This window comes from Streptomyces sp. NPDC002206, from assembly GCF_053593595.1.
Genome location: NZ_JBSFCW010000010.1, coordinates 106450 through 129628, shown reverse-complemented (window position 1 = coordinate 129628; position 23179 = coordinate 106450). Strand labels below are relative to the sequence as shown.

The following is a 23179-nucleotide window of genomic DNA, read 5'->3' as shown; positions in this document are numbered from 1 at the left end:
GAACGACCGGATCGGAACGCACGTCTGAGAGGAGTCCGCGATGTCGGCTGAGAACACCGCAACTGTCTCGCTGGGGCCTGACAGTGACCTGGACCAGGTCTTCGAGTTGGCTCAGCAGCTGCGGGTGGACTCCGTGCGCGCCAGCACCGCCGCCGGCTCCGGCCACCCCACTTCCAGCCTGTCCGCCGCGGATCTCATGGCTGTCCTCATGACACGTCACCTGCGCTACGACTGGCAGAGCCCGAAGAACCCGGCCAACGACCACCTGATCTTCTCCAAGGGGCACGCCTCCCCCTTGCTGTATGCGATGTTCCTCGCCGCGGGCGCGATCGACGAAGAGGAACTCATGACCACCTACCGCCGCAAGGGTGCGCGTCTTCAAGGCCACCCCACTCCGGTCCTGCCCTGGGTGGATGTAGCCACCGGCTCCCTGGGCCAGGGCATCGCCTACGGCGTCGGCGTCGCGCTTGCCGAACGGGACCTGGAACACCAGTCCTCCCGTGTGTGGGTGCTGTGCGGCGACAGCGAAATGGCAGAGGGGTCGGTGTGGGAAGCCCTGGACAAGGCAGGCCGCCACCGGCTGGCCAACTTCACCGTGATCATCGACGTCAACCGCCTCGGCCAGAGCGGCCCCACGGAGCTGGGCTGGGACACCGACGCCTACGTCCGCCGCGCCGAAGCCTTCGACTGCCGCGCACTCGTCGTCGACGGCCACGACCTCGCGGCCGTTGAACAAGCCCTGGCTGTGGCGGATGACGGGCAGGCCCCCACCGTCATCGTCGCCAGGACCGTCAAGGGCCGGGGTGTCGCCGAGGTCGCAGACGCCGAGGGCTGGCACGGCAAGCCGCTGCCCGACGACCTGGCCGCCCGCGCGATCACCGAACTGGGCGGCGTACGCCACCACACCGTCCGCGGCCCCCAGCCGCCCGCCGCCACCCCCATTGCCCAGGTCGCTCCGGTGCAGGTGACGCTGCCGCAATTCAAGATGGGCGAAGCCGTCGCCACCCGCGTCGCCTTCGGCAAGACACTCGCCGCGATCGGCGCCCGCCCCGACATCGTGGCTCTGGACGCCGAAGTGGGTAACTCAACCCACGCGGAGGACTTCGGCAAGGCACACCCCGAGCGGTACTTCCAGATCTACATCGCCGAACAGCAGATGATCGCCGGCGCGGTCGGCATGGCCGTATGCGGCTACCACCCCTACGCCACCACCTTCGCAGCCTTCCTGACCCGAGCCCACGACTTCATTCGTATGGCCGCCATCTCTCAGATCTCCATGAGCCTGTGCGGTACCCACTGCGGTGTCGAGATCGGCGCGGACGGTCCCTCCCAGATGGGCCTGGAAGATCTTGCCATGATGCGCGCCATCCATGGCTCCACGGTGCTCTACCCCAGCGACGCCACATCCGCCACCGCCCTGACCGCTTCCATGGCGGACCTCGACGGCATCTCCTACCTGCGCACCACCCGGGGTGCCTACCCCGTCCTCTACGCCTCCGACGAGACCTTCCCGGTCGGCGGATCCAAGACCCTGCGCGCCGGCGAAAGTGACCAGGTCACTCTCCTGGGCGCCGGCGTCACCGTCCACGAATGCCTTGCCGCGGCCGACCAGCTTGCCGCCGACAGCATCCCGGCCCGCGTCATCGACCTGTACTCCGTAAAGCCTCTGGATGTCGGCACCCTCGCTCGCGCCGCCCAGGAAACCGGCGCACTGGTCGTCGTCGAGGATCACCATCCGGAGGGCGGCATCGGCGAGGCCGTGCTGTCCGTACTCGCCGCCCAGCGCCTCACCCCCGCATTCGCCCACCTCGCCGTGCGAGACCTGCCGGCCTCCGGGACGCCGTCCGAACTTCTCGACGCCGCAGGCATCTCGCGCACCCACATCGCCCGAACCGCCCACGACCTGGTCGGCCACTGAGCACCGGTCGTGCGACCTGGACGCGACGACAGCGGACGACACCGCTCGCGAAGGGCGTGCGTGTAGCTGAAGGTCGCCCGGCAGCACTGCGGCTACGCGCCGGAAATCCCCGACCGTGTGCAGGTCGGGCTTCAACCGCACTTCGTCGTCGTGCCACTCCAGCAGCGTGCACAGGCGCTTCGCCTGCATGTATGCCGAGGCCGCGGTGGCCCGGAAGACAGGGTTTGCCCGGGAGTTGCCCATGGCCGAACCGTCACATGTTCGCTGGAGGCACCCGCCACATTTCGTGCCGGCGCGTCGCGGAGCCGGCCGGCCCGTGCATCGATCGTGACGGCCGCCGGGGAATGATCGCGGCAACACGCGTGCGGTGAATTGTCCCGTGAGGGGAGGAAGTGTCGCACGCTGGCACGATCGCGCGCGGCCTCGCGAGCGGAGCGTCGGCCTCCTGGCCGGCGGACGAAGTTACGGACCTGGAGCTCCTCGATGGGCGGAACTGTCTCGCTGGTTCTGTTGCTGCTGTTCTTGTGGGGCCTGTGCTCGCAGCGGGTGGAACGGGTCGAGTTGACCGCTCCGGCGGTGTTCGTGCTGGTGGGTCTGGTGCTGGCGACATGTCTGGGGTCGATGGATCTGGCCCCGTCCAGGGAGACGGTGAAAGGGCTGGCGGAGATCTGCCTGACCTGGATCCTGTTCGCCGACGCGGCCCGGCTGTCGTTCCGGGTTCTGCGACCGGATCTCGGCATCTACCTGAGGCTTCTGTTGATCGGGTTGCCCTTGTGCATCGGGCTCGGGGCGCTACTGGCATCCGGCCTCCTTCCCGGCGTCAGCGGGTGGGCCGCCATGTTCGTGGGCGCCGCGCTCGCCCCCACCGACGCAGCGCTCGGAGCCTCGATGATGTCCGATCCCGTGGTGCCCGAGCGCGTGCGCCGCTTGATCAACGTGGAGAGCGGCCTCAACGACGGCATCGCCACCCCCGTCGTCGTGGTCGCGCTGGCCGGGGCCGCGAGTGCCGCCGGCGCAGGCCCTGATGCCAGCGGCGAGGCGGTCGTGGAACTCGCCGTCGGTCTCGCCTACGGCTCGGCGCTCGGTCTGGCAGGGGGGTGGCTGTTGCGGTCGGCGCTGCGCAAGGGCTGGGCGGCCGAGGAGTTTGCGGGCCCGGCCGTACTGGCCCTCGCCCTGCTGTCCTATCTGTCCTCCATCGCCATCGGCGGCAACGGGTTCGTCGCGGCGTTTGTCGCCGGACTGGCCTTCGGCACCGCCTACGGCGATGCGCCGCAGTCGCAACTGCTGTTCACCGAGCAGTCGGCGTCGGTGCTCTCCTTGCTGGTGTGGCTGCTGTTCGGGGCGGTCCTGGTTCCGGCCGCAGTCCCGCACATGACGTGGCAGGCCGTGCTCTACGCGGTGCTGAGCCTGACGGTGGTGCGGATGGTGCCCGTGGCCCTGTCGCTGCTCGGTACGGGGATGGACTGTGCCACGGTCTTGTTCGTCGGCTGGTTCGGCCCCCGGGGGCTGGCCACGATCATCTTCGGCCTGCTCGCGCTCGAGGATCTTGCCCCGGCTGTCACACACCAAGTCCTTCCCGTGCTCATCTGCACGGTGCTGCTCAGTGTCCTAGCCCACGGATTCAGCGCGGGGCCGCTCGCGCGACGCTACGGGGCAGCCACGACCGACGGAGATGCTGAACGGCCGGAACTGTCGCCGCACGCCATCCGTGTCCGTCGGCTCACGGGCAGCGCAGACGCAGCCAGACGCAGGGGGTTCAGCGACTGATTCCCAATTCGGTTGTCAAGCCTGGCTCATGACCGGATGTGGTCACCTTGCCCAGGGCCGGCGGCACGGGTCGGTGGCCTGCGCTCGAAGGTGCGACCGTCGCGCAGGAGTACACACAGGATGTTCAGGCGACGGCGCGCGACGACAGGCTGCTCGTGGGGCTTCTTCTCGGCCCCTTTGCGTTCGTGGAACACCGTTGAGACAGGGACCCTCGCCGGCTGGGTCTCAGCACCCCGATCCAACCCGGCATCACGACTTCAGTTGCAGTAGCTCAATCGCCCGATCTCTCGGCCTCGTGCCGAAGCCAGACATAATTGACCGGCTGAGCGGCATTCCAGTTCTCGGCCAGGCCAGGGGCGACCGGCACGAACCCGGCCCCCAGATAGCACCTCAGAGCCTTCTCGTTGTCCGGGTGCACGCGCATGAAGACATCGGCACAGCCCGACTCGTGAGCTTGCGCGAGCAGGCCCCGGACGAGCACACGGCCGAGCCCCTTCCCGCGGGCCTCGGGTGCCACGATGATCCGAGCCAGCTCGACCTCGTCCTCCTCGGCGTCGAACCACAGTTCCCCGTAACCGACGAGCTTCTCGCCCTCAACGAGCACATGAGCCTGAACGTCGTCATCCTGCTGCCACGCGGAAATCGTCTGTGCGGGCACAGGGAACTGCTGCCGCCCACACCACATGACGACTTCCGCGGAAGCAGTCGGCCAGTCCGCCACCATGGCAGCGTGAGCGGTGGCGAAAGGGAGAAGATTCATACGTGTCATCCATCCTGGGGCCCATGAGCTGATCCGGTACGGGCACCAGCTGTTCGGCCCAGCTACCGCGCAGGCCGACACTACGTGCCCCGCTCACCCACATCCAGCCCGATTCGCGCGAAGTCGGCGCCGCACACGAGCCCCGCCGCCCCGGCTCCGATCAATCGCCGACGTTTGGATCACAACGACCGAGTCCGGCCGTTCTCCGCTGGTTGAGCCAATGCCCGTCCTCGTCGCCCACCGCGGATCGGAGCATCCAGTGCGTCGACGAGCGGGCGATGGCCACCTTCAAAAGCTGGCGACCCGTGCGGAAGCTCCGCTGCAGCGCTCTGCCTGCCCGGCGGGTGATGAGAAGGGATGGCCTCTCCGACTTGCAAGGCCACACACGTGGGCCCGGAGCATCAGCACTTTCTGCCTGCCACGGAGTCCGAAGGGGCGATCGTTTCTCGGTTGTTCACGATGACCTCATGCCTGAGCTTCGTGCGATCCGGGCTTGCGGCTTAGTTTCGCATGGTCCAGTTCGCCCGAAATAGACGAGGCATAGATGTCCCTGCGGCATGCAGTCGCCAGCCTAGCCGTCCTGCCCGTGCTCGCCGTTCCGGCGACCGCCCAGGCGGCCACGGTCCAGCAGAATCAGAACGTACCGCCCCAGAAGACTCATTTCGACCTGCAGGCCCACCGCGGCGGCCTCGGCCTGACCACCGAGGAGTCCCTGGAGGGCTTCGGGAAGGCTCTGCGCCTCGGTGTGAGAACCCTGGAGCTGGACACCCACATCACCAAGGACCAGAAGGTCGTGGTCAACCACGACCGGCAGATCAGCGCCCAGAAGTGCAAGGACACCGGTCCGGTGACGCCCGGTGACCCGATGTACCCGTATGTCGGTAAGTACATCAAGGACCTGACGCTGGCCCAGATCAAGAGCATGGACTGCGGCTACCAGCAGCTGCCCGGCTTCCCCGAGCAGGAGCAGATCAAGGGCTTCCGCATGGTGGAGCTCAAGGACGTCCTCAACCTGGTCAAGAGCTACAAGGCCAAGCAGGTCAAGCTGAACATCGAGACCAAGGTGGAGGCCGGCGCGCCCGAGCAGACCGCACCGCGCGAGCTGTTCGTCCGCCGTGTCTTCGAGGAGATCCACCGTTCCGGGATCGAGAAGCAGGTCACCATTCAGTCCTTCGACTGGGGGGCGCTGAAGGAGATGCACAAGCTCGCGCCGTCGTACCCGCTGGTGGCGCTGACGAACTACGACTTCCTCCAGGTCGGCAAGGACGGCGCCTCCCCGTGGCTCGGTGGCATCGACGCCGACGACTACGACGGCGACTTCGTCAAGGCTGCCGCCGCCGTCCCCGGTGTCACCGCGCTGTCCCCGAACTACGGTTTCCCGCAGAACGGCACGATCGCGGACCCGGCCTTCCGCTTCTACCCCGACAAGAAGATGATCTCCGAGGCCCATGAGCGGGGTCTGAAGGTCATCCCGTGGACCTGTGACGACCCCGCCACCATCGAGGCGCTCATGGACATGGGCATCGACGGGATCATCACCGACTACCCCAACCGCGTGCGGGACATCATGGCCGACCGCGGCATGCGCCTGCCCAAGGCCTACCCCGCGCCGCGTCACTGACGACCGGCACACCACGGACGCATACGCCCCGGAGCACCCAGCTCCGGGGCGTACGCCGTCACAAAGCCCGCGCGGGTGACGCCGTCACGAGCGGCCCGGCGTCGGCCGCGCCAGTTCGACGTTGAACTGGGCACCGGCCAGCAGAGCCAGATTGGTGAACCAGACCCAGATCAGGAAGACGACGAGCCCGGCGAGCGATCCGTACAGCCGGCTGTACGAGCCGATGTGCGTGGCGTACAGGGCGAACCCGGCCGAGGCGACCAGCCACAGGAACGCGGCGAGCACCCCACCGGGCAGCCCCCGCCGCAGCCCCCTGGCCGACGCCGGTCCGGTACGGAACAGCACCATGATCAGACAGGCGACCAGGAACACCAGGACGGGCCACTTCAGCACCGCCCACAGCGTCTCACTGGCATGTGCCAGGCCCAGCCGGTTCCCCAGCCAGCGGGCCAGCGGTCCGGTCAGCACCAGGGCGAACGCACTGGTCATGAGCAGCAGGAGAAGCCCCACGGCGGTGGCCACGATGATGTGGGCCTTGCGCAGCGCCGGCCGTTTGTCCCGCACCCCGTGCTGGGCATGCAGCGCCCTGCGGAAGACGGCCAGATAGCTGGAGGCGGACCACACGGCGCTGACGGTCCCCGTCGCGATCAGCAGCCACACGGCGCCGCGTTCGTGTGTCGCGGCCTCCAGCGGTTGGCGCAGCGCGGCTCCGGACTCGGCCGGGGCGAACGCGGTGATATCGGTGATCAGCGCGTCGGTGGCCCGGGGATTGGCCAGGCCGATCAGAGCGACGGTGACCAGCAGCGCCGGGAGCAGAGCGAGGATGGCGTAGTACGTCAGGGCGGCGGCCCAGTCCGAGAGGTCGTCCTTCCAGATCGACACAGGGGTGCGGCACAGGGCGGACCGCCAGTGGGCGGCCCGCCCTGCGGGGCCGGCCTGGCGCGGGACGCGTCCGGCGGCGGTTGCGGTGGTCTTGCTCGGCACGGCTGGTTCTCCGGGGGACGTGGTCAGGCGCGGCGCGGCCTGGCGGCGCCGGGGGAGGCAGCGGATCCCCCGGTGTATGGACGTCCTTGCTACCACTTCCGCTTCTGCCTCCGTCGCCGAGCCGTACACCCGTCGCGTCCCGGAGCGTGGCGGCGGAGGTCAGTCGATGACAGCTCTCAGCACCACTACTGCGTTCTCGAAGGCGACGGCCTGCGAGATCCGGACGACCGCGCAGGCCGGCGGCGAGCTCCAGGACCGGGCGCCCTCGACCGGTTGCCGGGACTTGGGGCAGCTCACAAACCGACGGTGCGCTGGTGTGGGATCGGCACCGGCGTCTCGCCCTGCTGCACCGCCACCGTCCGCATCGGCGCGGGAATCTTGATGCCTTCGGCCCGGTAGCGCTGGTGCAGACGCTTGATGAACTCGTGCTTGATCAGGTACTGGTCGCTGAACTCACCGGCCCGAAGGATCACCGTGAAATTGATCCTGGAATCCCCGAAGGTGTGGAACCGGACGGCCGGTTCATGGTCGGGGACGCCGCCGGCGATGTCGGTCATGACGCTCTCGACGACCTCGGCGGTCACGCGCTCGACGTGCTCCAGGTCGCTGTCGTAGCCGACTCCGACCTGGACCAGCACCGACATCTGCTGTTCCGGCCGGTTGAAGTTGGTCATATTGGTGCCGGCGAGCTGGGCGTTGGGGATGATCACCAGGTTGTTCGACAGCTGACGTACCACGGTATTACGCCAGTTGATGTCGACCACGTACCCTTCCTCGCCGCTGCTCAGCCGGATGTAGTCGCCTGGCTGCACCGTCTTCGAGGCGAGGATGTGCACGCCCGCGAACAGGTTGGCGAGCGTGTCCTGCAGCGCCAGAGCGACCGCGAGGCCGCCCACGCCCAGTGCGGTGAGGAGCGGGGCGATGGAGACGCCCAAGGTCTGCAGTACGACGAGAAAGCCCATCGCCAGGACCACGATGCGCGTGATGTTGACAAAGATGGTGGCCGACCCGGCCACACCGGACCGGGACTGGGCGACGGACCTCACCAGACCGGTGATCACCCGGGCCGCGGTGAGTGTGGCTGCCAGGATGAGCAGCACGGTCAGCGTCCGGTTGACGTTGCGTCCGACCTGCGAGGTCAGCGGAAGCACCGCGGCGGCCGCTGCGACGCCCGTAGCCAGCGCAGCCCAGGGCGCCAGGGTCCGCAGAGCATCGACGATGACGTCGTCCCCGCTCCACCGCGTCCTGCGGGCACGCTCTCCCAGCCACCGCAGGGCGGCGCGCAGCAGCAGTCCTGCCAGGACACCGGCGGCCACCATGACCCCGGCGACGATCAGGTCATGGAGCGTGAGTGCCCGGTTCACCGGTTGCCTCCCGTCGAGAGGAGGAGCGGTCCGGCGGCGCAATCCGTTGCCGGGCGCCGTATGTGATCTGTTGTCACCTTGTGATACCTGCTTGATTCTCGGATCCGAAACGACCTTCCATCCTGCCGCATCCGGCGGGCGGGGCGGCACGCGGCCTCGGTACCCCGTGTGATGACCCAGGGGGACACGAGGGCACATCGGGCGTGGCATCCAACAGTGGAAGCAGGCCGATACGCCGGCAGGCTCCTCAGCCCTCCGGGCCGTCGACGGTGCAGACGAGCTCGCCGTCCTGGGCGCCGCAGACGACTGTGTCGCCGGGGTTGAGCGCCCCGTCGAGCAGCATGTTCGACAGCCGGTTGTCCAGCTCGGACTGAATCGTGCGGCGCAGCGGGCGGGCGCCGAACTCGGGCTGGTAGCCCCGGTTGACCAGCAGCTCCTTGGCCGTTTCGGTGACCTCCAGGTCGATCTTCTGCGCGTGCAGTCTGCGGCGGCTGCGCTCCAGCAGCAGGTCGACGATCCGGATCAGATCCTTCCGGGTCAGGGCGTGGAAGACCACGATCTCATCGATCCTGTTGAGGAATTCGGGCCGGAAATGCGCCCGCAGCTCGGCCATGAGGTCGTCCCTGATCTCGTCGACCGAGCCCGAGTGGTCCAGGATGTGCTTCGACGCGATGTTGCTGGTCATGATGATCACGGTGTTGCGGAAGTCGACCGTGCGGCCCTGTGCGTCCGTGAGCCGCCCGTCGTCCATGACCTGGAGCAGCAGATTGAAGACATCCGGGTGGGCCTTCTCCACCTCGTCGAAGAGCAGGACGCAGTAGGGCTTGCGGCGCACCGCCTCGGTGAGTTGTCCGGCTTCCTCGTAGCCGACGTATCCAGGCGGTGATCCGACGAGCCGGGAGACGGTGTGTTTCTCCTGGAACTCGCTCATGTCGAAGCGGACCATTCGGTCCTCGCCGCCGAACAGCAACTCTGCGACCGCCTTCGCGAGTTCGGTCTTGCCGACGCCGGTGGGGCCGAGGAAGAGGAAGCTGCCGGTGGGGCGGCCGGGGTCACCCAAGCCCGCGCGGCCGCGACGTACGGCCTGGGCCACGGCGGTGACCGCCTCGTCCTGCCCGATCACGCGCTTGTGCAGCGCCTCTTCGAGTTTCATGAGCCGCTCGCGCTCGGTCTCGGTGAGCTGCGAGACGGGAATGCCGGTGCGCCTGGACAGTACTTCGGCGATGTCCTCGGCGGTGACGTCGGCGACCTCGGGCCGCTCCCCGCCGAGATCGGCGAGCCGGTGCTCCGTCTCCTGGAGGAGCGATTTGAGCTCGGCCGCGCGCTCGAAGTCCTCGTTGCTGACCGCTTCGTCCTTCTCCCGGTTCAGCATGGTGAGCCGGTCCTCGAGCTCGGCGGCCTCGGTGCTGCCGCTCACGCCGCGCAGCGCCACCCGCGCTCCCGCCTGGTCGAGGAGGTCGATGGCCTTGTCGGGCAGGAAGCGGTCGGTGACGTAGCGGTCGGACAGCGCGGCCGCGGCGTCGATGGCCTCGTCGGTGATACGCACCTGGTGATGCGCCTCGTACGAGTCGCGCAGCCCGCGCAGGATCTCGACGGTCTCGTCCACGGTCGGCTCGGGCACCATCACGGGCTGGAATCGGCGTTCGAGGGCGGCGTCCTTCTCGATGTTCTTGCGGTACTCGTCGATGGTGGTCGCGCCGACGAGACTGAGATCTCCGCGGGCCAGGGCGGGCTTGAGGATGTTTCCGGCGTCCATGGCGCCCTCGCCCCCGCTCCCGGCGCCGACCATGGTGTGCAGTTCGTCGATGAACAGGATGATGTTCTTCTCCGCAGCCGTGACCTCGTCGATCACCTTCTTGAGCCGCTCCTCGAATTCGCCGCGGTACTTGGAGCCTGCGACGAGTCCGGCCATGTCGAGTGAGACGACCCGCCTGTCCTGCAGGGCCTTGGGCACGTCACCGGAGATGATCCGCTGTGCCAGCCCCTCCACGATGGCGGTCTTCCCGACGCCGGGGTCGCCGATGAGCACGGGATTGTTCTTGGACCGGCGGGAGAGGATCTCCACGGTCTGCTCGATCTCGTCGGCCCGGCCGACGACGGGATCGAGCCGCCCGCTGCGAGCCTCGTCGGTCAGATCACGCCCGTAGTCGTCGAGGGTCGGGGTACTGCTGTGCCCGTCGGCCGCGGACCGCTGACCGCCGATGCCCTCACGCAGCGTCTGCGGGGAAGTCCCCTCGGAACGCAGCATCTGCGCGGCATCGGAACTCGGTTCCTCCAGCAGCGCACTGAGGATGTGCTCGGGGCCGATGTACGAAGCGCCGCTTGCCTGGGACCGAGCGTGAGCGGCCAGCAGAGCCCGTTTCGCGGAAGGCGTCAGGGCGGGCTCCCCGTTCCCGCTGCCTGAGGGCAGTAGCTCTTGCACGTCTGTCGCCAGCTTGTCCGGGTCGACGCCGGCCTGTTCCAGCAGGCGGCGGGCCGGCGCCACCTGCGTGGCGGCCCACAGCAGATGCTCGGTGGCCAGGTCGGACCCGTCCTCCGCGGCCCGGGCGCCGGCAGCCGCCAGCAGTTCGTGCGAGGAGTCACTGAGGAGTCGGCCGATGGGCACGCGTTGTACGGCGGGTGGAGAGGCCGCCGGGCTCATTCCGAAGAAGCGATCGAAAAGGTCGGAAAACGGGTCGCCTGACCCGAAGGGAGAAGACGTCACAGTGCTCACCCGATCCGGCGCGGGCTGCCGCGGGCGCCACACGACCGCGTGCCCCCTGCTGTCGTCGATTGCCCGTACACGTCCAGTCTTCGCCAGGAGGGGCCATCATGCGACCGGAGGAGATCAGGCATGACGGCGAGCCCGCGTGAGCGACCGGCCACGGATCGCAAGTGCTGCCAGCCGACAACTACCGTACGAAGTAATTGCATCGCGGATCCCTGACACGGGAGTGATGTCGTACCGAGTACGAATTGGTTGCGGTCTCGACTTTCCACCGTGGTTCCATCGGCTCTGCGACAGCATGACGACGCATGAGCAGAGACCGCTATGTCGACTTCATGCGCGCGTGGGCCATTGTCCTGGTGGTGGTGGGGCACTGGCTGATCACCGCCTTGGTCCCGGGACCCGGTGGGCAGATCACCGCGCCGGAGCTGCTGGCGACCATTCCCTGGACCCAGTGGCTGACGTTGGGGTTCCAGATCATGCCGTTGTTCTTCCTGGCCGGGGGCCACGCAGCGGGTGGCTCCTGGTTGCGGGCCCGTGAGACGGGTGGTACGGCCGCCGGGTGGGTGGGACGGCGGGCGTTGCGGCTACTCCTTCCGACGGCTGTGTACAGCGGGCTGGTGCTGCTCACCATCGGGATCTGCTCGGCTGTCGGCGTGGACCCGGACACCCTCGCGTTGGTGGGGTGGGCGATGGCGATGCAGTTCTGGTTCCTGCCGGTGTATCTGCTCCTCAGCGCCCTGACTCCGCCGCTGCACGCGGCGCACCGGCGCTGGGGTCTGCTCGTTCCCGTGGCGATGGGAGCGGCCGCCTTGGCGGCCGGTGCGTTGACGTTGGCGGTACGGGTGCCGTACGTCGGTCTGCTCAACTATGTGCTGGTGTGGGGCGTGGCCTACCAGCTGGGCTTCTGCTGGCGCGACGGCCTGCTGACGGGGCGTCGGCGGGTGCCGGTCGCGATGGCGGCGGGCGGGGGACTGGCCTTCGCGGCGCTGATCACGCTCGGGCCGTTCCCGGTCAGCCTGATCCTGGTGACCGGGCAGAACCCCAGCAACACCGATCCGCCGTCGGCGGCCATGCTGGCGTGGGCAGTGGCCCAGGTCGGCCTGTGTCTGCTCGCCGCGCCGGCGGTTCGGCGGCTTCTGGACCGCGAGCGTGTGTGGTGGGCGGTGCGCCATGTGGGCGCCGCCAGCATGACGCTGTACCTGTGGCACATGCTGCCGGTGCTGGTCGTCGCCGCCGCGTTCTACCTGACCGGGATCGCGCCCGAGCCCGCGTTCGGGTCCGCGGCATGGTGGGGGCTGCGGGTGCCCTGGCTGCTGGTTCTCGGCGTTGTCCTGGTCGGTGTTCTTCTGGCGCTGCGGCCGCTGGAGCGCCGGCAGGCGCTTCTGTACGAGCGAATCCGGCCGGACATCGGCTTGCGCCGCCCCTGGCCGCTGTGGCTCGGCCTGGCGACAAGCGTTGCCGCTCTGAGTTGGTTCGCCATGCGGGGCTTCGCATATGGCGGTCGCTTTCCTGTGCTGCCCGCGCTGAGCCTGGCGGTGGGCACGACGCTGGTGATGGCCAGCCGACGGACGACGGTGCACCAAACCACCGATGAGTCCAAGAGCACCTTGAGGAAGGCTGCCTGACGCCATGTTGGGTCGGCATCCGTGTCCGTTGTCATGCCGGCCGGGCAACTACTCATGCAGGTATGAGTAGTTGCCCTCAGGTGCGGGGTGGTCGTGGTCTTCTACCGTCCGGTTCATGTGCTCGGTTCGGGGTCTCACCAGTGATTTCGCCGTTGTGTTGTCGGGTGTCTGCTGTCCGACGGCCCGTTGGGTAGGGGGAGGGAGCAGCGGATGCTGAGGAAGTGCTCCGTTCCTTCGGTTCTGTGGCTCACCGGCACTCTGCTGGCCGTGGGCGTGTCCGTGGTCGGTCACCGGGTGTGGGAGGGAGAGCCGTATCCGGCGGTTGTGCCCGACCAGGTTGCGGTACGGCTCAAGGGAGAGGCTCAGCGGGTGTACGAGGAAGTGGCGCTGCCTGGACGGCCTGGCGTGAATTCCAGTGGTGTGGAAACGGGCACGTGCTACTACCGGGGGCTGCGGTCCATCGCCCACATCGACGAAGGCCGCAGCGACGTGCGCAGCTTTGGTCTCGAGTGGCGGGTGACGGACGTCCCGCGAAGTACCGCCCGTGCCGGTCAGGAGCGCGTACGCCGACGGCTGGAGCGCGAGGGCTGGAGGCTCACCGGCGAGAACGTCTCCGAGATGGGGTTCCGCTTCGAGTATCCGGACACCGACGACATGGTCGCCGTGGACTGGTACGAGCCCACCGGGACGCTCGCCGTCAGTGTCTACACCCCGTGCGGGAAGCTCCCGGCCGGCTTCGACGAGTACGCATGGCCGGAGTCCGAATGGAGCGCCGGGTGACCGCCGCGCGGAGACGGACCGACACGTCCCCTCAGGCGACGGCTGGTGGAGCGGCGTCGGCCGCGGTCCGGTGGTACCGGGCCGCGGCCGGAACGGGCGAGCGGGGTCAGCGGGCGGAGAAGGCCGGGTCGCTGGTGCTCGCGTTGCCGCTCTCCACGTGGGCGGCAAGGCGGCGCACGAAGGTGCCGTCGTGGTCGGCGGTCACGGTCAGGTCGTACCAGCCATGGGTGCGCTCGGTCCTGGCCGAGTGCACCACGTGGGCGCCGGGGCGCAGCCGGTAGGTGGCCGGCTTGTGCTTGCCGTACTCGTCCTTGATCGTGAGCGTGACGGTGCTGTGGCCGTCGTTGGCCAGGACGAGGCGCACGGCTTCGTCCTTGCTGTCGTGGCGGGCACCGACCTCAGGGCCTGCGGCGGTGACCTTGCCGGCGAACTGGCGCAGGAAGCCGTTGGGGCCATGGACGGTGAAGTCGTAGACGCCGTGCGAGTTCGCTGAGAGGTTCCAGACGCCGGACAGCGAGTGCCCCGAACCGACGGTGTACGTCCACGGGCCGGAGGCGTCCGTCGCGGAGGTGACCAGGAAGCCGGCGCCGGCTTTGCCGTGGGAGGCGAAGTCGATCCGCAGCGAGCCCGCGGCGCCGACCTTGCCATCGGCAGCGAGGTCGTACGGGATGGGGCGGGCGGGGCGCAGACCGTGCTCCTGGCGGGGCAGCGCGCCCTTGGCCGGCGGCGTCGGCACGTAGTCGGGGTGCCGGTCACCGTCCGGCGGCAGGTAGGCGGTGGTGTCGGGCAGGTGCGGCGTGTGGCTGTCCTTGTGCCGGAAATCGAACGCCGTGGTCAGGTCACCGCAGACGGCACGGCGCCAGGGGGAGATGTTGGGCTCCGTCACGCCGAAGCGGCGCTCCATGAACTGGATGATCGACGTGTGGTCGAAGGTCTGGGAGCAGACGTAGCCGCCCTTGCTCCACGGCGACACCACGAACATCGGGACGCGCTGACCCAGGCCGTACGCCCCCGCCGGGCGGCCGCTGTCGCCCGCGTACAGGTCGCCGCTGACGTCGACGGTGGACTTGCCCTGTGCGGCCGAGCCGGCCGGGAAGGGCGGCACGACGTGGTCGAAGAAGCCGTCGTTCTCGTCGTAGGTGATGAACAGCGCTGTCTTGCTCCACACATCGGGGTTGGAGGTGAGAGCGTCCAGAACCTGCGAGATGTACCAGGCGCCGTAGTTGGCGGGCCAGTTCGGGTGCTCGGTGAAGGCCTCGGGCGCGACGATCCACGAGACCTCGGGCAGCTTGCCGGCCTTCACGTCGGCACGGAGGATGTCGAAGAAGCCCTCGCCCTTGCGTGCGTCGGTGCCGGTGCGGGCCTTGTCGTACAGCGGGTCGCCGGGCTTGGCGTTGCGGTACTGGTCGAAGTACAGCAGCGAGTTGTCGCCGTAGTTGCCTCGGTAGGCGTCCCCGATCCAGCCCCAGCCGCCGTCCGCGTCCAGGCCGTCGCCGATGTCCTGGTAGATCCTCCAGGAGACGTCGGCGTTCTCCAGCCGCTCCGGGTACGTGGTCCAGGCGTAGCCCGCCTCGTCGTTGCCGAGGACCGGGCCGCCGCCCTTGCCGTCGTTGCCGGTGTAACCCGTCCACATGTAGTAGCGGTTCGGGTCGGTGGAGCCCATGAACGAGCAGTGGTAGGCGTCGCAGACCGTGAAGGCGTCGGCGAGCGCGTAGTGGAACGGTATGTCCTCACGGGTCAGGTGCGCCATCGTCGTGGCGGACTTGGCCGGGATCCACTTGTCGTACTTGCCCTTGTTGAAGGCGGCCTGGGTGTCGTTCCAGCCGTGCGGCAGGTCCTCCAGGAAGGCCAGGCCGAGGTCCTTGGCGTCCGGGTGGAAGGGCAGGATCTCCTTGGTACCGTCCGACTGGTGCCAGACCGGCTTACCGCTCGGCAGTGTCACCGGGCGCGGGTCCCCGAAGCCCCGAACGCCACGCAGCGCGCCGAGGTAGTGGTCGAAGGAACGGTTCTCCTGCATCAGGACGACGATGTGCTCGACGTCCTTGATGGAGCCCGTCCTGCGGTGCGCGGGGATCTCCGCCGCGCGAGCGATGCTGGTGGACAGAGCGGACAGAGCAGCGGTGCCGCCCGCAAGTTGCATGAACCGTCTGCGGTCTATGGCATTCATGAAGAGCATGTCTCCCGGAAAATCCGTGGGCCGTAAAGAGTGCAGCGGCCAGCATTTCCCAACTTGTTCAAACAAGTGGCGGCGGATAAGCGAACCATTCGGGAAACCTGTCCCAACCCGGCCCGTGACCGGGGGCAGGGCGGACCGAGTCGAAGCGTGTCGAACGCCGGGAACACCCCACCAGGGCACGGCTGTTGTCCCCGGCCACAGCGCGCGGCGCAAAACGCTGTCGGTCCTGGCTCCGGTCACCGATCCGTCGCGCTTGACCCCCGCCCACTGGGTGGAGCGCAGCGTGTGGGCTCTGTTCGTCGGCGAATCAGGCCGGGGTGAACGTCATCCGCACCTCGCTACACGCTGCGAACCTCGGACGAAGGCCGGCAGCAGGGATCGCCGCGTTCCTGGGCAGCTTTGAGGAGGCCTTGGGTGAGCTGAGTTCTCGTGCAGTTTCGCTGCCGATGAGACGGGACAGGTCACCTGCACCACGTCGCTCCTCTCGGGGCGAGCCGGTCCACGTGCCGGCGGACGGGTTGGGTGCCTGCGCCTACCGGTGGCTTCTACGGGGCGAATCGGCGCGCGAGTGCGGTAGCGCGTGCGCGTGCCAGGCGTGGCAGGGCAGGCGGGACGGTTACGGTCATGCCTGGGCCCGGAGGCCGAGATCCGGTGCGGCCCCGGGTCGGCGGCCCCCGGCTGTCTTCGCCGGGCTCGCCGGCGTCGCGCCCGGGCCGGTCCGACGGGCCAGCGCGTTGTTGCCGATCGAGTTGTGGACGCTGAAGCTCACCGCGTCGGAGCAGTACCGGTCGTCGGACCACTCGACGGGGCGGCCCTCGCGGGTGGTCGTGACCCGGCGCACCCGCAGCAGCGGACTCGTCCGGCGCACGCCCAGCAGTTCGGCGTCCTGCGCTCCCGCCGCGACCGCGTCGATCAGATGCTCGCCGTACGCGAAGACCAACCCCGAGTCCTCGAACAGCCGTTGCGTCACTGATGGGCAGTCCGCCTCGATGCGTTCGACAGCCGGGGCGATCCAGTCCGCGTACACCGTCCGTTCCAGCAGCACCGGTTCCCCGTCCAGGCTGCGCAGCCGCAGGACGTGGAGCACAGGTGCGCCGACCGGCATCTGGAGGCGTACCGAGTCCTGGTCGGTCGTGGGGCGGTACTGCGAGGACACCACCCGGCCCGTCGCCGTGCGGCCCATCGCGCGCGCCCACTGGGCGAAGCTGCGCAGCTCGGCGAAGCTCTGATTGCGGCGGCTGGCGAGCACCACGCGCCGCGCGCCCTGCCGGGACCCGATCAGACCCTCCGACGTCAGGGCGGCGACGGCCTGGCGGACGGTGCCGCGCGAGACGCCGTAGCGTGCAGCGAGTTCTGTCTCCGGGAGCAGTCGGCTGCCCACCGCGTACTCCTCGCGATCGATCGCCCGGCGCAACTCCTCGGCGATCTCCTCGTGTCGGGCTGCCATGATCCCCTCTCGTGCTGTGCGCTGTGTGCAGGTGAACCAGCGTAGACGAGAACGGGAAGGGGGCCGTTCTCCTGGAGGGCATCCGGCGAGTGTCCAGAAGAGTGGCGTTCGCAGTTGCCCCTTTGTTCACCGAGGCGACATGGAGGGCGTGCCTACTGAGGTCAACTTGTTCAAACAAGTTCTCTGTCGAGCCCCGGCGAGAATCTCCGCCCGGGGCGCCACACCAGGAGAGATCGTGACGTTGCCCCTGTCCAGGATCGCCGTTCTCACCGGCGGCCTCGCCGTCGCCGCACTCAGCCTCAGCGCCTGTGGCGCAGCCACCAGCCAGTCCGCCACCACACCGGACGGCAAGAAGGCCGCGACCGCTACCTCCGCGACCGACTTCGGCGGCATGGACGCCCTCGTCGCCGCGGCGAAGAAGGAGGGCACGCTGCACGCCATGGCTCTGCCCCGCGACTGGGCCAACTACGGCGCGCTGATCGACGGCTTCACCAAGAAGTACGGCATCAAGATCGAGGTCGAGAACCCCGACGGCAGCAGCCAGGACGAGATCAATGCGGTCACTTCGCGCAAGGGCCAGGACCGTGCCCCCGACGTGCTGGACCTGGGCAGCTCGTTCGCCCTGAGCGGGGCCCAGCAGGGACTGTTCGCGCCGTACAAGGTCGCCTCGTACGATGACATCCCGGCCGCGCAGAAGGACCCGCAGGCGCGCTGGTACAACGACTACGGCGGCTACGTCTCCATCGGCTGCGACGCCAAGCGCGTCAAGCACTGCCCCACCACCTTCAAGGACCTCCTCAAGCCCGAGTACAAGGGCCAGGTCGCGCTCAACGGCAACCCGACCAAGTCCGGCTCCGCGTTCGGCGGCGTCTACGCGGCGGCGCTGGCGAACGGCGGTTCCCTCGACGATGTCCAGCCGGGACTGGACTTCTTCGCCGAGCTGAAGAAGAACGGGAACTACACGCCGGTCGAGTCGACCCCGGCGACCGTCGAGAAGGGCGAGACGCCCATCAGTATCGACTGGGACTACCTCAACGCCGGCTATGCCGACGAGTTCAAGGGCAAGGGCGTCGACTGGAAGGTCTCCGTCCCGTCCGACGGCCGGTACGCGCAGTACTACTCGCAGGCCGTCACCAAGGACGCGCCGCACCCCGCCGCCGCCCGCCTCTGGCAGGAGTACCTGTACAGCGTCGAGGGCCAGAACCTCTGGCTCAAGGGCTACGCCCGCCCGGCGCTGATGCCGGCCATGGAGAAGGCGGGGACGCTCGACAAGGACGCCGCCGCCAAGCTGCCCGAGGTCTCCGGCGCGGTCACGTTCCCGACCGAGGCCCAGCAGAACAAGGCCAAGGGCGTCATCGCCCAGGGCTGGGGCAAGGCCGTCTCGGGATGACCTCCGGCATGACTGTCACTTCCGCGCCGCCCCCCGTCGTCGCTGCGCCCGGCGCCGCTGCCTCGGGGCGGCGGCGCCGGAGCGCCGGGTGGCTCGCCGTCGTTCCGTTGCTCGTCTTCGTGGCGATCGCCTTCGGGATCCCGGCCCTGGCCATGCTGAACGGCGCCTTCACCGTCAAGGACCCGGCCACCGGCGCCACGTCCTACACCACCGCCAATCTGACCGCGTCGCTGCACGGCGCCTATCTGACAGCGCTCCTGGGCAGCGTCAAGCTGTCCGCCGTCTCGGCGGCCATCGCCATGCTCCTCGGGCTGTTGCTCGCCCAGGCCGTGGTGGTCTCCCGCTTCCGCGCACTGCGCGAGGCCGTACTCACCGCCTCCGGGGTGCTCGCGAACTTCGGCGGCGTCCCGCTCGCGTTCGCCTTCGTCGCGACGCTCGGCAACTCCGGTGTCCTCACAACGCACCTGGGCCTCGCCGACGCGGGCTGGACCCTGTACAGCTTCTGGGGCCTGACCCTCACGTACCTCTATTTCCTGATCCCGCTGATGGTCCTCACCATCACGCCCGCCCTCGACGGGCTGCGCTCCCAGTGGCGCGAGGCCGCCCGGAACAATGGCGCCACACATGCCCAGTACTGGCGGCACGTCGCCCTCCCGGTGCTCGCGCCGTCGTTGCTCGGTGGTCTGGTGCTGCTGTTCGGCAGCGCGTTCGCCGCCTACGCCACTGCCGCCGCGATGGTCGGCAGCTCGGTGCCGCTGGTCACCCTGCAGATTGCCGACGCCATCTCCGGCAACGTCCTGGTCGGCCAGGAGAACGTGGCTCTGGCACTCAGCCTCGACATGGTCCTCGTCGCGGGCCTGGTGATGGCCGTGTACCTGCCCCTGCAACGACGGAGCGCGCGATGGCTCGCCTGAACACCACCTTCCGCCCCGGGCGGGCCGCGGTCCTTGCCGTCGCCGGGCTCTACTTCCTGGTGCCGCTGGCAGCCTCCGTGATCTTCACGGTCGACGTGCCGGGTCAGGGCCTGAACGTCGACGCGTACGCGCGGATCCTCGGCACCGAGGGCTTCCTGCCCAGCCTGGTGCTCTCTCTCGAACTGGCCGCCGCCACGATCGCCGTCGTTCTGCTGCTGATGGTGCCCGCCATGGTCGCGTTGCGGCTCGGCGCACCCCGGCTGCGGCCCGTGGTCGAGGTCATCTGCTCGCTGCCGCTGATCGTCCCGCCGATCGCGTTCGTCGCCGGGATCGGAACGGTCCTCAAGTGGGGTCCCGAGTACCTCGCGACGACGCCACTCTTCCAGACGTTCGTCGCGCTCCAGAACCCGGACTTCCCGATCGTGCTCGTCCTCGCCTACGTCGTGATGGCTCTGCCGTTCGTCCACCGTGCCCTCGACGCGGGGCTGCGCGCCGTCGACGTGCGTACGCTCGTCGAGGCCGCCCGCAGCTGCGGCGCGGGCTGGCCCCAGGCCCTCGTCCGCGCCGTGCTGCCGAACCTTCGCGGCGCGCTGCTGAACGCGGCGTTCCTGACGCTGGCACTCGTACTGGGGGAGTTCACGGTCGCCCAGCTCCTCGGCTTCCAGCCGTTCGCCGTGTGGATCTACAGCATCGGCGGCTCCCAGGCCCAGATGTCCGTCGCCGTGTCCGTGCTCAGCCTGTTCCTGACCTGGGCACTCCTCCTGGCGGTCGCCACCCTCGGCGGCCGCCGCGCCCCCTCCCGTACCGCCTCCCAGGGATGACCCCCACCATGACGATCACCACGCTGGAGAAGGCCGCCACGACCGGCGCCGCAACCGTCGAATTCCGTGGCATGCGCCGCAAGTTCGGCGCGACCGTCGCCCTCGACGGCCTCGACCTGACCGCGCGGCCCGGAGAACTCCTCGCCCTGCTCGGCCCGTCCGGCTGCGGCAAGACCACCGCACTGCGCGTGCTCGCCGGGTTCGAACACCCGGACTCCGGCGAGGCACTCGTCGACGGCGAGGACGTGACCCGGGTGCCGGCCCACCGCCGTGACGCCGGGATGGTCTTCCAGTCGTACAGCCTCTTCCCGCACCTCAGCGCGCTCGACAACGTCGCGTTCGGGATGCGTATGCGCAAGGTTCGTACGGCCGAGCGGCGCGCCCGCGCCGCCGAGCTGCTGGAGCTGGTAGGCCTCGGGGACACGGGTGAACGCTTCCCGCACCAGCTTTCCGGCGGGCAGCAGCAGCGCATCGCGCTCGCCCGCGCGCTCGCGCTGCGCCCGCGGGTCCTGCTGCTCGACGAACCGCTGTCCGCGCTCGACGCCAAGGTACGGCTGACCCTCCGCGAGGAGATCCGTCGCCTGCAGCAGGAACTCGCCATCACCACACTCTTTGTGACGCATGACCAGGAAGAGGCACTCTCGATGGCCGACCGCGTCGCCGTGATGCGTGCGGGGCGGCTCGAGCAGTGCGCGGCCCCCGCCGAGCTGTACGCGCGGCCCGCCACCGCGTTCGTCGCCGAGTTCGTCGGCACCATGAGCCGGATCCCGGGCGTCCTCGACGCCGAGCGCACGACGGTGGCGGTCCTGGGACGACGGCTGCCCGTGGACGGCGACCCGGGCGAGGGCAACGACGTGGACGTCCTCGTACGACCCGAAGCCGTACGGCTTGCCGCGGACGACATGGGCAACGCCAGGGTCGTCGCCACCGCCTTTCTCGGCGCCGTCACCCGCGTCACCGTCCGCCTCGCCGACGGCACCGAGGTCAAGGCCGACCTGCGGACGCACGAGGCGGCGGTACTCGCCCCGGGCTCCACCGTAACCGTGACGCTCCCGGACCGGCCGGTGCTGGTCGCGGAGCGACGCCACTGAGCCCCGGCGCCCGCCGCATCCGAATGCCCGCAGGACGTCTGCGGGCGTACTGCCCTGCAGCACGTCAGCACCCGTCCTACGTCGACCGGCCGAAAGAGACCTTTGTGAAGCACCCCCGCACCACGCCCGTCCAGCCACTCCTGCTGGAGGCCGTGCTGTTCGACATGGACGGCACCCTCGTGGATACCGAGCAGCTGTGGTGGGGGGCCGTCGACGAGGTGGCTGCCGGGTTGGGGTACGCGCTCACGGAGGCCGACCAGCCCGATGTCCTGGGCCGCCCCGTGGAGCACACGGCGAAGGCACTGGGCCGGGCCGCCGGCGCGTCGGTCGACGCGGTCGCCGCTGAGCTCCACCGGGAGTTCGCGGCCCGGGTGCGCGCCGACGTCGTGCCGCGCCCCGGCGCAGTCGAACTGCTCGTGGCGCTGCGCAGCGAGGGCGTTCCCACCGCCCTCGTCACGGCCTCGCCGCGGCACGTCGCCGACACCGTCGTGAAGGCCCTGGAGGCCTTGGGCGCGGGCCGGTTCACAACCACGGTCACCGCCGACGACACGCTCCGCACAAAACCCGACCCCGACCCGTACCTCGCCGCCTGCCAAGCCCTGGGTGTGGCCCCGGCCGCCTGCGTGGCCGTGGAGGACACTCCCACGGGTGTCGCCTCGGCGGAGGCTGCGGGCTGCCACGTCCTCGTAGTTCCGTCCGTCGCACCCATCGAACCGGCGGACCGGCGCACGGTTCTCGGGAGCCTGGAGGAGGCGTCCTTGGGGCTGCTGAGTGCGCTGGTGGGCGCCGGGGTGCCGGGGCCGCGTGCGCTCACCGAGCCGACGCCGGGTCAGGGGACGCGCCTCCTGAGAATCCCGGCCCGTTGAGGACGGCGTGGCGGTGTGCCCTGGACCGCCCGGCAAAGCGACGCCTCCGTACTTGCCCTGGTACGTAGTTGACGCGATGCTCCGTCACCAGGCGCTCTCGTACCGCGGTTCCAGCAGCCGCAGCCGCAGGTCGGCCGGGGCGGCAGGGGTAACGGCGAGGCCGTCGGGCGTTGGGCGGCGGAGTTCCCGCTCGGCGCCCCATCGGAAGGCATTCACGATCTCAGGGTGTTCCGCCGGCGGCGAGTCGCATGAGGTCGGTGGTGAAGTCGACGTCGTCGGCGCTGTGTTCGGCGCGGGTGGCGTTCCCGCCGAACTGGTGTTGGTAGCCGGTCCAGGCGCCGTCCGCGATCGACCGGCCGACGCCGCTGCGCAGCAGGAGCACGAGCTCGGTGGCGGCGCGCTGGATCCGGTCGCCGAGCGCGGCCTGCCCCCAGTCCTCCGGTGCGGCGAAGAGGGAGGTGGGCACGGGGAGCGCGCGCAGGAAGGCGAACAGGGGCCGGAGTTGCTCGTCGACAACCATGGCGTGCCGGGACGTGCCCGCGGTGGCGGCGAGGATAACCGGTTTGGCGATGAGCAGGTCGTTGTCGAGGATGTCGGCGAAAGACTTGAACAGTCCGCTGATACCGGCCTTGTAGACGGGTGTGCTGGCGATAACGGCGTCGGCAGCGGCAAGGCGTGCGAACGCGGTCTTGAGGCGCTCGCCGGGGAATCCGGAGACGATCGCCTGGGCGATGTCGACCGCGAGCGATCCGAGCTCGATGACACCGACGGTCGCGGGCCTGTCGGATTCGAGGAGCAGGTCGAGAACTTTTTGCGCTGTGCGATCCGCGAGAAGGCGGGTGGACGAGGGGTCGCTCACACCAGCGCTGACGACGACGAGGCGCAAGGGCCCGTCCGGTTCGGCGGAATCGTGCAGGTTGGAGGTGTTGAGGCTCATGCGTGGTT

General features: G+C 69.2%; 18 protein-coding genes and 1 pseudogene. 10 read left to right on the top strand and 9 right to left on the bottom strand.

Annotated features, from left to right (window positions below):
• Positions 1-40 precede the first annotated feature (40 nt).
• On the top strand, positions 41-1918 hold the full coding sequence (locus ACWCP8_RS20465) for a transketolase (RefSeq protein ID WP_451117296.1): 1878 nt from the start codon (positions 41-43) through the stop codon (positions 1916-1918).
• A gap of 483 nt (positions 1919-2401) precedes the next feature.
• Positions 2402-3685 (top strand): cation:proton antiporter domain-containing protein, encoded by a 1284-nt coding sequence (locus ACWCP8_RS20460; protein WP_352268045.1) that lies wholly within the window; start codon positions 2402-2404, stop codon positions 3683-3685.
• Between the two features lie 271 nt (positions 3686-3956).
• Here ACWCP8_RS20460 and ACWCP8_RS20455 read toward each other — a convergent pair whose 3' ends face one another.
• Complete coding sequence (locus ACWCP8_RS20455; protein WP_352268044.1) at positions 3957-4445, bottom strand: GNAT family N-acetyltransferase; 489 nt, start codon at positions 4443-4445, stop codon at positions 3957-3959.
• Positions 4446-4989: 544 nt separating this feature from the next.
• On the opposite strand from ACWCP8_RS20455, the gene ACWCP8_RS20450 reads away from it, so the two are divergent.
• Positions 4990-6066 carry a glycerophosphodiester phosphodiesterase family protein gene (locus ACWCP8_RS20450; protein WP_451117293.1) on the top strand — a complete coding sequence of 359 codons (1077 nt, stop codon included), beginning with the start codon at positions 4990-4992 and terminating at the stop codon, positions 6064-6066.
• Between the two features lie 84 nt (positions 6067-6150).
• Here the strand turns inward: ACWCP8_RS20450 and ACWCP8_RS20445 are convergent, their stop codons facing one another.
• The 4 genes from ACWCP8_RS20445 to ACWCP8_RS20430 all read right to left on the bottom strand — a co-directional run bounded on the left by ACWCP8_RS20445 (position 6151) and on the right by ACWCP8_RS20430 (position 11127).
• Positions 6151-7050, bottom strand: a complete 900-nt coding sequence (locus ACWCP8_RS20445; RefSeq protein WP_382842137.1) for a YihY/virulence factor BrkB family protein — start codon at positions 7048-7050, stop codon at positions 6151-6153.
• A gap of 159 nt (positions 7051-7209) precedes the next feature.
• Positions 7210-7347 carry a hypothetical protein gene (locus ACWCP8_RS20440; protein ID WP_451117291.1) on the bottom strand — a complete coding sequence of 46 codons (138 nt, stop codon included), beginning with the start codon at positions 7345-7347 and terminating at the stop codon, positions 7210-7212.
• Positions 7344-8414, bottom strand: coding sequence for a mechanosensitive ion channel family protein (locus tag ACWCP8_RS20435; RefSeq protein WP_352268038.1), 1071 nt, complete (start codon positions 8412-8414; stop codon positions 7344-7346). The genes ACWCP8_RS20440 and ACWCP8_RS20435 overlap by 4 nt, the downstream gene beginning before the upstream one ends.
• A 247-nt stretch (positions 8415-8661) precedes the next feature.
• Positions 8662-11127 (bottom strand): ATP-dependent Clp protease ATP-binding subunit, encoded by a 2466-nt coding sequence (locus tag ACWCP8_RS20430; RefSeq protein WP_451117289.1) that lies wholly within the window; start codon positions 11125-11127, stop codon positions 8662-8664.
• Positions 11128-11429: 302 nt separating this feature from the next.
• Between ACWCP8_RS20430 and ACWCP8_RS20425 the strand changes: the two genes are divergently transcribed.
• The gene (locus ACWCP8_RS20425) at positions 11430-12749 is read left to right on the top strand and encodes an acyltransferase family protein (protein WP_451117287.1); all 1320 of its coding nucleotides are present in this window, start codon (positions 11430-11432) and stop codon (positions 12747-12749) included.
• Between the two features lie 210 nt (positions 12750-12959).
• Positions 12960-13529 carry a hypothetical protein gene (locus tag ACWCP8_RS20420; RefSeq protein ID WP_451117285.1) on the top strand — a complete coding sequence of 190 codons (570 nt, stop codon included), beginning with the start codon at positions 12960-12962 and terminating at the stop codon, positions 13527-13529.
• Positions 13530-13635: 106 nt separating this feature from the next.
• Here ACWCP8_RS20420 and ACWCP8_RS20415 read toward each other — a convergent pair whose 3' ends face one another.
• Together ACWCP8_RS20415 and ACWCP8_RS20410 are read right to left on the bottom strand one after the other, a co-directional pair.
• The gene (locus ACWCP8_RS20415) at positions 13636-15696 is read right to left on the bottom strand and encodes a phosphocholine-specific phospholipase C (protein ID WP_451117283.1); all 2061 of its coding nucleotides are present in this window, start codon (positions 15694-15696) and stop codon (positions 13636-13638) included.
• Between the two features lie 631 nt (positions 15697-16327).
• On the bottom strand, positions 16328-17152 hold the full coding sequence (locus tag ACWCP8_RS20410) for a GntR family transcriptional regulator (RefSeq protein ID WP_352268034.1): 825 nt from the start codon (positions 17150-17152) through the stop codon (positions 16328-16330).
• Positions 17153-17387: 235 nt separating this feature from the next.
• Between ACWCP8_RS20410 and ACWCP8_RS20405 the strand changes: the two genes are divergently transcribed.
• The 5 genes and pseudogenes from ACWCP8_RS20405 to ACWCP8_RS20385 all read left to right on the top strand — a co-directional run.
• On the top strand, positions 17388-18542 hold the full coding sequence (locus tag ACWCP8_RS20405) for an ABC transporter substrate-binding protein (protein ID WP_352268033.1): 1155 nt from the start codon (positions 17388-17390) through the stop codon (positions 18540-18542).
• 8 nt (positions 18543-18550) lie between these two features.
• Positions 18551-19456 carry an ABC transporter permease gene (locus tag ACWCP8_RS20400; protein ID WP_351267640.1) on the top strand — a complete coding sequence of 302 codons (906 nt, stop codon included), beginning with the start codon at positions 18551-18553 and terminating at the stop codon, positions 19454-19456.
• On the top strand, positions 19444-20277 hold the full coding sequence (locus ACWCP8_RS20395; RefSeq protein ID WP_352268031.1) for an ABC transporter permease: 834 nt from the start codon (positions 19444-19446) through the stop codon (positions 20275-20277). Before ACWCP8_RS20400 ends, ACWCP8_RS20395 begins: the two co-directional genes overlap by 13 nt.
• Positions 20278-20285: 8 nt before the next feature.
• Positions 20286-21368: an ABC transporter ATP-binding protein gene (locus tag ACWCP8_RS20390; protein ID WP_451117280.1), complete on the top strand. Its 1083-nt coding sequence runs from the start codon at positions 20286-20288 to the stop codon at positions 21366-21368.
• Between the two features lie 104 nt (positions 21369-21472).
• Positions 21473-22150 (top strand): annotated as a pseudogene (locus tag ACWCP8_RS20385) (HAD family hydrolase); the annotation flags it as partial.
• 168 nt (positions 22151-22318) lie between these two features.
• On the opposite strand, the gene ACWCP8_RS20380 reads toward ACWCP8_RS20385, so the two are convergent.
• Positions 22319-22450, bottom strand: a complete 132-nt coding sequence (locus ACWCP8_RS20380) for a hypothetical protein (RefSeq protein WP_451117278.1) — start codon at positions 22448-22450, stop codon at positions 22319-22321.
• A gap of 4 nt (positions 22451-22454) precedes the next feature.
• Positions 22455-23171 (bottom strand): CE1759 family FMN reductase, encoded by a 717-nt coding sequence (locus tag ACWCP8_RS20375; protein ID WP_451117276.1) that lies wholly within the window; start codon positions 23169-23171, stop codon positions 22455-22457.
• Positions 23172-23179: the final 8 nt, after the last annotated feature.